A 10334-nucleotide genomic window follows, 5' to 3' on the forward strand; every position below is an offset into this window, starting at 1 on the left:
TCAGGCGCGCGGCACCGCCACCATGGGCATGAGTGTGCGGCGGGCGAATTCGCGGGCGGCGTTCTCGTCGCCGAGCGGGATCATCCCCTCGGGCGTCAGGGCCAGCGACTGCGCCAGGCGCGCCATGATCTCGGCGACCAGGTCGGCGTCGAAATCCAGGCCGTCGTTGGCCTTCTGCAGCCCGCGCAGTTTGTCGGCGAGGTAGGCCCGGCCGACCTCGAGAATCGGGCCGGCCTCGGTGGTCAGCCGCGGCAGGATCAGATCCGGTTCGGTGCGAAGTAGCCGCTGCAGCAGTTCGTTTCGCGCCAGCAGCGTGATGAATGCGACGAACACCTCGGCCAGCTGGTCCTCGCTGTCGGCGATCCCCGCGACCCGCTGTTCGATCTCGGCGACGAACAGCTGCGCCTCGCGCACCCCGACGGCCTCGATCAGGTCGTTCTTCGACTCGAACCGCCGGTACAGGGTCGCCGGGCTGATTCCGGCGCGGCGCGCGATCTCACCCATGCTGGTGCGCTTGATCCCGAAGTCGAGGAATGCCGACAGCGCGCTTTCCAGTAGCTGTTCGCCGTCGGCCCGCGGCTTCTCCAGGATGCGAGCCAGGATCGGGGGAACGGATGGCATCGAGTCTCCAGTCGAATCGGCTGTGTTACCGCGTCGATGCGGAAGGGTGACAGTCATTATCTCATCGGACCGTGCGCGCGGCCGCAGCCACGCGTGTCGACGTGAGGCGTCGCACAGCCGACGACGCGCCGGACCCGATCAGCGCAGGTCCAGCTCCGCCATCTCCTGCTCGATGGCATTGGCGGCGAAATCTATACCGCTGGACCGTAATTCGTGGACTCGACGCTGTAGCGCCTCGATGCCCCCCGGCTGGGCCGCGATATCGGCCACGCTGAGCTTTCCCCTGCTTCGGTGCATACCGGACTGCTCGCACGACACCGCGAAACCTCCTGCTTGCCCTCGTCGCGGGCCCGCCGTCCGGGGACGGCTCGTCTCGCGAACGAGCCACCTGCCTCCGTTTCCGGACCCCGGGCACGCTGGCCAAATGCTAGCAAGCCGCAGACATGGTCACATGACCAGTGTGCGATGTATCACACCTCGACGCCGTCTCGGTGAGTGGCCGTGTTGTGCCGGTAGACCGCCGCGTTCAGCCGGATTCGGTCCAGCTCGGCCTCGCCGAGTTCGCGCCGTACCTTGCCCGGAACGCCGGCGACCAGAGAGCCGGGCGGAATCTGGGCGCCCTCGGGAATCAGCGCGTTGGCGGCGATGAGGCTCCCGGCGCCGACGACGGCGCCGTTGAGAACGGTCGCGCCCATGCCGACCAGGACATCGTCGCCGATCGTACAGCCGTGCAGGATTGCGTTGTGCCCCACCGAAACCCCGGACCCGACGGTCAGTGGGAAGCCGGGATCGGCGTGCAGCACGCAGCCGTCCTGAATGTTGGTGCCGGCGCCGACGCTGATGTCCTCCATATCGCCCCGGAGGACCGCCGAGTACCAGATGCTCACGTCCGCCGCGAGGCGCACCCGCCCGATCACGGTCGCGTTCGGCGCCAGCCACGCGCTGTCGGCGATCTCCGGCACATGTTCACCCAACTGGATCCTCATGATCCCGAACATAGCCGCCGCGGGCTCGTGGCATCACCGCGGCGTCGGCTCCGCCCCGCATCGCCGCACCGGTCCGTGCGATCCGTGCTCCGTCGTGGTCGCGCATACCGGCCCCGGAGTGCCTCGGTGGTGGCAGAATTCGCCGGTGCTTTCGAGATCGGCCGCGGTGGCGGCTGTTGCTGTGGCGCTGATGTGCCTCGTCGCGGGGTGCGCCACGGCGGTGGATCATCCCGACGAATCCGCCATGTCGCCAACGCTTTCCGGCCCGGTGCTCACCGAGCAGGACCGCCGCTTCGTCGCCGCCGCGCTGGCCGCGGGCGGTGGGCTGGAGCGCATGGTGCGGACCTCGGCGCTCGGCGCGGTGCACACCGGCCGCAACCTCGCCGAGGAGATCGAGCGACTGGTGCAGGCCGGACTGCCGGTCGAGGTGGCGCGCGAGCGGGTGGTGGACGCCTTCATCTCCGGCGACGGGCTGGAGCCCGGCTCGTTCACTCAGGCCGAGGTCGTCACGCTGATCGGGCTGGCGGTGGGGATGTACAAGCCGCAGCTGGCCTGAACGGGCCCGTCGCCGCGCGTCGCCCCGAACTGCGCACGTTGCAGACAATCCCGCCGTTCTGTTGCCGGTTGATTGCCATCCTGCGAATCGCCGAGGTGTGATCGTGGCGGCCGGGGTTCGGGTGGACGACGATGGCGGTATGAGGATCGGGGTTCCGCGGGAGATCAAACCGCAGGAGCAGCGGGTGGCGCTGACTCCGGCCGGGGCCGGCGAACTCGGCCGCCACGGGCACGAGGTGCTGATCGAGACCGGTGCGGGCGACGGATCCGGATTCACCGATACCGACTACATCGCGGCGGGCGCGCGGATCGCGCCGTCGGTCGAGACCGTCTGGCGCAAGGCCGAACTGCTGCTGAAGGTCAAGGAGCCCATCGCGCCGGAGTACTCGCGCATGCGGTCCGGGCAGGTGCTGTTCACCTTCCTGCACCTGGCCGCGTCCAGGGAGTGCACCGACGCCGTGCTGCGGTCGGGGATCACCGCGGTCGCCTACGAGACGGTGCGCGCCCGCGACGGATCGCTGCCGCTGCTGGCGCCCATGAGCGAGGTCGCCGGAAGGCTGGCGACGCAGGTGGGTGCGCATCACCTGATGGCGCCCAATGGCGGTGCCGGAGTGTTGCTGGGTGGCGTGCCGGGGGCTCGACCGGCGGATGTGGTGGTGCTCGGCGGCGGCGTCGCCGGAGCCAATGCCGCCACCGTCGCCGTCGGGATGGGCGCGCGGGTCACGGTGCTCGACACCAACCTGGCCCGCCTGCGCGAACTCGACGCCCGCTTCGGCGGCCGCATCACCACCCTGGGCTCCAATGCCGCCGAGGTCGAAAAGGCGGTTCCGGCAGCGGATCTCGTGATCGGGTCGGTGCTGGTACCGGGCGCGCGGGCACCGCGGCTGGTGCCGGACACGCTGGTCGAACGGATGCGCCCGGGGTCGGTGCTGGTCGATATCGCGATCGATCAGGGCGGCTGTTTCGAGAGCTCGCACCCGACCACGCACGCCGAACCCACCTTCCGCGTTGCGGATTCGCTGTTCTATTGCGTGGCCAATATGCCGGGTGCGGTGCCGCACACCGCCACCGTCGCGCTCACCAACGCCACGCTGCCGTACGTGCGTGCCATCGCGGATCTCGGCTGGAAACGGGCCTGCCGGTCCGATCCGGGACTGGCGCACGGGCTGACCGCCGATGCGGGACAACTGTTTTCGACCGAAGTGGCGCGGGCGCACGGGTTGGTCGCCATGGGCGCCCCGACTGCGGTCTGACTTCGAACTCGCAATCCGGCCTGTTCATCCACATATCGACGGCAGGCGGCAATTGTTGCCGTCATCAGCCGAGAAGTGGGCGAACAGGCCGGGTTCGGAAGCTCAGAGGTACCAATCCGGCTCGACGTCGTCCGGAACCTCGTGCAGTTTGTCGGGGTTGCGGACGATGGTGATGCCGGTGATCCGCCCGTCGTCGACGATGAACGAGAACACCCCGGTGTGGCTGCCGTCGAACACCACCAGGCCGGGCTCGCCGTTGACCAGCACATGCTTGCCCCAGGCGCCGGTTCCCGCCTTGTACCAGCCGAAGAACAGCTTGGCGATCAGTTCGGCGCCGCTGAGCGGCTCGCGGATGGCGGGCACCTTGCCGCCGCCGTCGGCGGTCAGCGTGACCTTCTCGTCGAGCACACCGAGCAGTGCGCTCAGGTCGCCGGACCGCCAGGCCAGCGCGAACGCCGACACCACCTTCTCGTGTTCGTCACGGCTGGCGGGGAAGCGCGGCGTGCCCTCCTCGACGTGCTTGCGGGCGCGTGAGGCGAGCTGTCGCACCGCGGCCGGGGTGCGGCCGACCACCTCGGCCACCTCCGGGCCGGTCATGCCGAACACCTCCTGCAGGACGAAGGCGGTGCGCTCGGCCGGTGACAGCGATTCCAGCACGACCAGCAGCGCGGTGGTGACCCGGTCGTCCTGGGAGATCCGATCGGCGGGATCGTCCATGGTGGTTACCTCCGGTTCGGGGAGCCATTCGCCGACGTACTGTTCGCGTCGGGCTCGGGCCGATCCCAGCTGATCCAGGGCGAGGCGACCGGTGACGGTGGTCAGCCAGGCCCGCAGATTGTCGATCTGCTCACCGGGGGAACGGGTGTCGTGCCAGCGCTGCAACCGGAGCCACGCGTCCTGGACCACGTCGTCGGCGTCGCTGAGACTGCCCAGCGTGCTGTAGGCGAGCCGGCGCAGGTATTGCCGGTGCTCCTCGAACTGCCGGGCCAGCTCCGTCTGGTCGATATCGCCGGGGCGTTCCTCGGTTGTCACGTGCGGGCCTTTCTTTCCGTTCGCCCGAGCTTATCGGTGCGTCGAGATGGTGACGCCGCAGCATCCGCGAGTGTGACATCGCCCCGCCACCATCCGCACCCCGCGCTCCCCGCATGTCGTGTAGGCGGTGCGAGAGCAGGCACGGGGTGCGGGAGTTCGGTGTCGCCGGTCCCGGTGGTGTGCCGAGGTGGTCCGCGGGATCGACGCCGGGCGCGTTCCGTCGAGCTGGTCGTGCCGGGGCGCGGGCCGGGGCTCGGGAGTCGGCTGGTTACTCTCGCTCGGTGCGTAAGGGGACTGCGAGGGCTGCCGGGCTGATGCTGGGTTTCGCGCTGGACCGGGTGCTCGGTGATCCGCGGCGGTGGCATCCGGTGGCCGGGTTCGGGTCGGCGGCGGCGCGGCTCGAGGCCGTGACGTACCGGGATTCCCGCGGTGCGGGGGTCGTGCACGAGGCCGTGCTGGTCGGGGGCGTTATCGCGGCGGGGGTGGTCGCGCAGCGGCTGGCCGGTGGGCCCGCGGGTTGTGGTGGGCGGGGTCGGTCCGGTACGGCGGGTCTGGTCGCGCAGCGGTTGGCGGGTGGGCGCGCGGGTCGTGGCGGGCGGTGTCGGTCCGGTACGGCGGGTCTGGTCGCGCAAGGTTCGGTAGGTGGGGGAGCTGGCGATCGAGGGCGACGTTGGCTCGGTACGGCGAAGCGGCGCAATGGGATTCGAGGGTGGTGGCGCACGGCATCGGCGGCTTCGCTCTACGAGGGTGCGCCGGTTGGGGCGGCGGCGAATGCGGGGACGGTGGTGGTGGTCGCGCTCGCCACCTGGACCGCGCTGGGTGGGACGACGCTCGCGCGGACGGGACGGGAGATGGCCGACCTGCTGGAGGCGGGGGATATCGAGGCGGCGCGGCGGGTGCTGCCCTCGCTGTGCGGACGCGATCCTGAGCTGCTCGACGCCGACGGGCTGGCGCGCGCCGCCCTCGAATCCATCGCCGAGAACACGTCCGACGCGACCGTGGCCCCGCTGTTCTGGGGCGCGGTCGCGGGAGTGCCGGGGCTGCTCGGATATCGGGCGGTGAACACCCTGGACGCGATGGTCGGCTATCGCAACGAGCGCTACACCAATTTCGGCTGGGCCGCCGCCCGCACCGATGATCTGGCGAATCTGATCCCGGCCCGGTTGAGCGCCGCCCTGACCGCGGTGCTGGCTCCGCTGGCCGGTGGCCGGCCTGCCGCGGCCCTGCGCGCGTGGCGTCGCGATGCCGCCGCGCACCCCAGTCCCAATGCGGGCGTGGCGGAATCGGCGATGGCGGGTGCGCTCGGTATCCGGCTCGGCGGCCGGACCGAGTACCGGCACGGCATCGAGATGCGCCCCACCCTCGGCGACGGCCCCGCCCCTCGAGTCCCCGACCTACGCCGCGCCGTCCGGCTCTCGCAGGCGATCCAGACAGCATCCGCGCTCACCGCCGCGATAGCGGCCCTCGCCCGCGGCCGCGCCACACCCTGACCCTCCGCGCGACACCCTCACCCTGTGCGCGCTACACCCTTATCCTGTCTGCGGGACTCCCTGATCCTGTCCGCGGGAAGCCGAGCGGATCCGTCCCCGAATTCCGGCGCACGACATCAATTGTCATTCCGGCATGCATATGGCCGGAATCCACTGCGGCCTAGGTAGCGATCCCAGCCAAAAGCATGCGGGATGACGGGTGGTGGTGTGCCGGGATGAAGGCAGGCCGGGATGTGGGTGGCGGTGTGCTGGGATGTGGCGGCACGCCGGGTTGCGGGTGCTGCTGGGATGTGGCGGCAGGTCGGGATGTGGGTGGTGGTGCTGCTGGGATGTGGGGGCACGCCGGGTTGCGGGTGCTGCTGGGATGTGGCGGCAGGTCGGGATGTGGGTGGCGGTGCTGCTGGGATGTGGCGGCACGCCGGGATGTGGGGATGGTGTGCCGGGATGTGGGTGGCCGATGCCGGGATGATGGTGGATCGAGTGGTGTGCCGCGGTGGTGGTCGGTCGCGTGTTGTGGTGTCAGCGGCGGGTGTTTCCGTAGCGGTCGGCGAGGCGGTCGGCGTTGGACGGTGGGTTGGGTGCGGGAGTGGTGTCGGTGGGAGGGGTGGTGGAATCGGTTGTGGCGCCGAGTGGTTCGGTGGGGACCGGTGTGGGGGTGGTGGCGCGCTCCCTGCGGCGCTCGCGGAGTTCGGCCCAGGCGAAGTAGCCGAGGCCGAGGGGGGCCATGATGCCGAAGGCGATCCACTGCAGGCCGTAGGACAGGTATGGGCCCGCGTCGAGTTGCGGCAGCGGCGGCGGGCTGAAGGCGCCCGGCTGGCCGTCGGTCAGCTGCAGGAATCCGCCGTCCGGCGGCACCGTGGCGAGCGGCGCGCCGTACACGGCCGACAGCTGGTCGGCGTCGATGGAATACACCTGGCGGTAGCCGTCCTGCGTCATCGGCTCCTTGCCGGGAATCACTCCCTCGGACTTGCGCACCCGGCCCTCCAGACGCTGCGGTCCGGCGGGCGGCTCGGCGATCGGCGGGATGCGGGCGCCGTCGACGGCCGCGATCAGGCCGCGATCGATCAGCAGCGTCCGGCCGTCGTCGAGCCGGAATTCGGCCAGCACCCCGTAGGCCGGGCTGTCGTTGAGCCGCTGCAGCCGCTCCAGCACCGTGGAGCCGGGGACGTAGCTGCCGGTGGCGACGACCCGCCGCCACTCGGTGTCGCGCGCCTCGGGATCGTTCAGCAGCGTGGTGATGTCGACCGGCGCCGCGTTCACCGAGGCGGCGATCAGGTCGTTGCGATGCGAGGTGCTGTTGTTCTTGCCCAACTGCCACGGCGCCAGGATGGTGAAGCACAGGTACGCGAACGCCACCACGACGACCGCGAGGATCAGCCAGCTGGGGCGCAGCAGGAACGTGAGGCGGCGCAGCAGACTCATGACTCCACCCGGTCGCTCATCGGTCACGCCCGGCGGGTCCGTCATCCCCGAGTTGCTCGCGGACCCAGTCGAGCATGCCGGGGACGGCGGCCTCGATCTGCTCGCGGACCAGCTCGAATTCGGCGTCGCCGCCGTAGTACGGATCCGGCACGTCGCCGTCGTCGGCGAGGGGGTCGAAGCTGCGCAGCAGGCGGCGGCGCGCCCGCGGCACCCCCAGCCGGGCCAGTTCGCGCTCGTGCGAGGTGGCGAGCGCGACCAGCAGATCGGCGTCGAGGTGATCGGCGCCGATCATGGCCGCGAGATGGCCGAACGGGTAGTCGTGGCGGCGCAGCAGCGCGGTGGTGCGGGGGTCGGCATCGGAGCCGACATGCCAGGCCGTGGTCCCGGCGCTGCTCACGCGCACCCGGTCGGCGAGCCCCGCCCGCTCCAGGTGCGCGGCAAAGATCTTCTCGGCCATCGGAGACCGGCAGATGTTGCCGGTGCAGATGAAGGTCACGTGCAGCTCGCCCACGACAGCCATTCTGGCCGGTCGGTGCCGATGGCGGCCACGTAGGGTAGGGGGCTGTGCCACAGGACACGACGGATCGCGCGCGGCTGCGCCATCACGGCGATGCCGACGTGCGTCCGGGCATGCTCGATTTCGCGGTGAACGTGCAGGGCAGCGCGCCGCCGGACTGGCTGCGGAACAGGCTCGCGGCCCGGCTGCACGAGCTGGGGCGCTATCCCGATGCGGCCGAGGTCGCCGCGGCACGCGCGGCGGTGGCCGCGCGGCACGGGCGCTCGCCCGACGAGGTGCTGCTGCTGGCCGGTGCCGCCGAGGGATTCGCCATGCTGCCCCGCCTGGCGCCGGAGCTGGCGGCGGTGATCCACCCGTCGTTCACCGAACCGGAGCTGGCGCTGCGGGAATCCGAGGTGGCGGTCGCCCAGGTCGTGCTGGAGCCGCCGTACGCACTGGACCCGGGACTGGTGCCGGAGGCCGCCGACCTGGTGGTGGTGGGCAATCCGACCAATCCGACCTCGGTGCTGCATCCGGCGGCGGCGATCCACGCGCTGCGCCGCCCCGGCCGCCTCGTCGTGGTCGACGAGGCATTCGCCGACGCCGTGCCCGGCGAGTCGGAATCGCTTGCGGGGGAATCGCTTCCCGACGTCCTGGTAGTGCGCAGTCTCACCAAGACGTGGGCGCTGGCGGGTTTGCGCTGCGGCTATATCCTCGGTCCGCCGCCGGTGCTGGCGCGGCTGGACCGCGGGCGGGCGCACTGGCCGATCGGCACGCTGCAACTGGAAGCCATTGCCGCAACGGCGGATCCGGTGGCGGTCGCCGAATCCCGTTCGCGCGCAGAGCGAATCGCGGCCGATCGGGCGGCGATGGTCCCGCGCCTGCGCGAACTGGGCATCGAGGTGCACGAACCCGCACACGGCCCGTTCCTGCTGATCCGGGTTCCCGACGCCGAACTGCTCCGCAAGCGCTTGGCGGACAGGGATATCGCCGTTCGACGCGGCGATACTTTCCCCGGCTTGGCCCCGGGCCATCTCCGCCTGGCCGTCCGTTCCCCCGCAGAGGTCGAGCATCTGATCACCGCCCTCGAAGAACTCGGCCTATGACCAGTCCCGACTCTCGCACCCCCTGCGTGTTCCCGCACCCCTTGCAGGGCCATATAAGGCGTGCGAGGTTCAGCAAGGGGTGCGGGAAGTGTCGTATCCGCGTGGGGTGGGGTCGGTGAGTATTACTGGAGTGGAGGAGGTTCGGTGACGGAGAGCGGTGCGGTGGCGCTGTCGGAGTTGATCGGCGTGTTGGACGCGGCTTATCCGCCGGGACTGGCCGAGTCGTGGGATTCGGTGGGATTGGTGTGCGGGGACCCGGGGGACGCCGTGTCGCGGGTGCTGTTCGCGGTGGATGCGACCGCCGCCGTGGTGGACGAGGCGATCGGCTGGGGCGCACAGGCTTTGGTGGTGCACCACCCGCTGCTGCTGCGCGGCGTGGACACCGTGGCGGCGAGCACTCCGAAGGGGGCGCTGGTGCACCGGCTGATCCGCAACGGGTGCGCGCTGTTCACCGCGCACACCAATGCCGATTCTGCCGATCCGGGGGTATCCGACGCCTTGGCGCACGCCATCGGGCTGACCGTCACCGGGCCGCTGGCCCCCAAACCTGTTGCAGCCGTGGATAAATGGACGGTTCAGGTGCCGGTCGAGCATGCCGATGCCGTTCTGGCGGCGCTGTTCGCGGCGGGGGCGGGTGGTAGTGACGGCTACCGCGAATGCTGCTGGCAGGTGCCGGGCACCGGGCAGTTCCGGCCTGTCGAGGGCGCGAATCCGGCCGTCGGCACGATCGGTTCGCTGGAGCGGGTCGCGGAGGACCGCCTCGAGGTGGTGGCCCCGCCGTCGGCGCGTACCGCGGTACTGGCCGCGCTGCGGGCGGCACATCCGTACGAATCACCGGCCTTTCACGTCACCGAGCGTGCCGAGCTACCGTCCGAGCGGGGCCTGGGCCGCGTCGGGGAACTCGGGCAGCCGGAGTCGTTGCGCGCCTTCACCGCCCGGGTGCGGGCCTCGCTGCCGGGGACGGCGTGGGGCGTGCGGGCGGCGGGTGATCCGGATCGGACGATCCGCACGGTCGCCGTGTGCGGCGGCGCCGGTGATTCCTTCCTCGGCACCGTCTCCCGCCTCGGCGTCGACGCCTACGTCACCGCCGACCTGCGCCACCATCCCGCGGACGAGCACCTGCGCGCGGGCGGCCCGGCGCTGATCGACGCCGCGCACTGGGCGACCGAATTCCCGTGGTGCGCCCAGGCCGAGGGGGTGGTGCGAAAGGCTTTGCCCGCCTTGCAGACCCGCGTCTCGCAGATTCGCACCGATCCGTGGACGCTGGGTGCGGCCGACGGGTGAGCCTCCCCCGGGCCGAGACGAGGAAGGTGCCAGGCGTGGGCCATGGTCCCGCCGTCGCGGCCCCAGGGGGCCGCGACGGCGGGAATGAC

At 71.0% G+C, this 10334-nt stretch carries 11 protein-coding genes; 5 read left to right on the top strand and 6 right to left on the bottom strand.

Annotated elements, in window-relative coordinates:
* The 3 genes from NM1_RS19670 to NM1_RS19680 all read right to left on the bottom strand — a co-directional run bounded on the left by NM1_RS19670 (nt 1) and on the right by NM1_RS19680 (nt 1607).
* A complete protein-coding gene (locus NM1_RS19670; protein ID WP_068021615.1) occupies nt 1-621 on the bottom strand; it encodes a TetR/AcrR family transcriptional regulator in 621 nt (206 codons plus the stop codon).
* Between the two features lie 138 nt (nt 622-759).
* Nucleotides 760-918, bottom strand: a complete 159-nt coding sequence (locus tag NM1_RS19675) for a hypothetical protein (protein ID WP_246011386.1) — start codon at nt 916-918, stop codon at nt 760-762.
* Nucleotides 919-1091: 173 nt separating this feature from the next.
* Nucleotides 1092-1607, bottom strand: a complete 516-nt coding sequence (locus tag NM1_RS19680; protein WP_174556892.1) for a gamma carbonic anhydrase family protein — start codon at nt 1605-1607, stop codon at nt 1092-1094.
* A 145-nt stretch (nt 1608-1752) separates the two neighbouring features.
* Here NM1_RS19680 and NM1_RS19685 point away from each other — a divergent pair, with 145 nt between their 5' ends.
* Together NM1_RS19685 and ald are read left to right on the top strand one after the other, a co-directional pair.
* Nucleotides 1753-2163, top strand: coding sequence for a hypothetical protein (locus tag NM1_RS19685; RefSeq protein WP_147289005.1), 411 nt, complete (start codon nt 1753-1755; stop codon nt 2161-2163).
* A gap of 139 nt (nt 2164-2302) precedes the next feature.
* On the top strand, nt 2303-3415 hold the full coding sequence (gene ald / locus NM1_RS19690; RefSeq protein ID WP_068021645.1) for an alanine dehydrogenase: 1113 nt from the start codon (nt 2303-2305) through the stop codon (nt 3413-3415).
* A gap of 102 nt (nt 3416-3517) precedes the next feature.
* On the opposite strand, the gene sigJ is transcribed toward ald, so the two are convergent.
* A complete protein-coding gene (sigJ, locus tag NM1_RS19695; protein WP_068021622.1) occupies nt 3518-4447 on the bottom strand; it encodes an RNA polymerase sigma factor SigJ in 930 nt (309 codons plus the stop codon).
* Nucleotides 4448-4761: 314 nt separating this feature from the next.
* On the opposite strand from sigJ, the gene NM1_RS19700 reads away from it, so the two are divergent.
* Entirely contained in the window at nt 4762-5937 is a 1176-nt protein-coding gene (locus NM1_RS19700) for a cobalamin biosynthesis protein (RefSeq protein WP_084519802.1), read from the top strand.
* 519 nt (nt 5938-6456) lie between these two features.
* On the opposite strand, the gene NM1_RS19705 is transcribed toward NM1_RS19700, so the two are convergent.
* Entirely contained in the window at nt 6457-7350 is an 894-nt protein-coding gene (locus NM1_RS19705) for an SURF1 family cytochrome oxidase biogenesis protein (RefSeq protein ID WP_068021649.1), read from the bottom strand.
* Nucleotides 7351-7375: 25 nt separating this feature from the next.
* The gene (locus NM1_RS19710; RefSeq protein WP_068021624.1) at nt 7376-7879 is read right to left on the bottom strand and encodes a low molecular weight protein-tyrosine-phosphatase; all 504 of its coding nucleotides are present in this window, start codon (nt 7877-7879) and stop codon (nt 7376-7378) included.
* Between the two features lie 44 nt (nt 7880-7923).
* Between NM1_RS19710 and cobC the strand changes: the two genes are divergently transcribed.
* Nucleotides 7924-8961 (top strand): Rv2231c family histidinol phosphate aminotransferase CobC, encoded by a 1038-nt coding sequence (gene cobC, locus NM1_RS19715; RefSeq protein ID WP_084519803.1) that lies wholly within the window; start codon nt 7924-7926, stop codon nt 8959-8961.
* Between the two features lie 144 nt (nt 8962-9105).
* On the top strand, nt 9106-10245 hold the full coding sequence (locus NM1_RS19720; protein WP_068021626.1) for a Nif3-like dinuclear metal center hexameric protein: 1140 nt from the start codon (nt 9106-9108) through the stop codon (nt 10243-10245).
* The last annotated feature ends 89 nt before the right edge of the window (nt 10246-10334 follow it).

Source organism: Nocardia mexicana NBRC 108244 (assembly GCF_001613165.1).
Lineage (GTDB): Bacteria > Actinomycetota > Actinomycetes > Mycobacteriales > Mycobacteriaceae > Nocardia > Nocardia mexicana.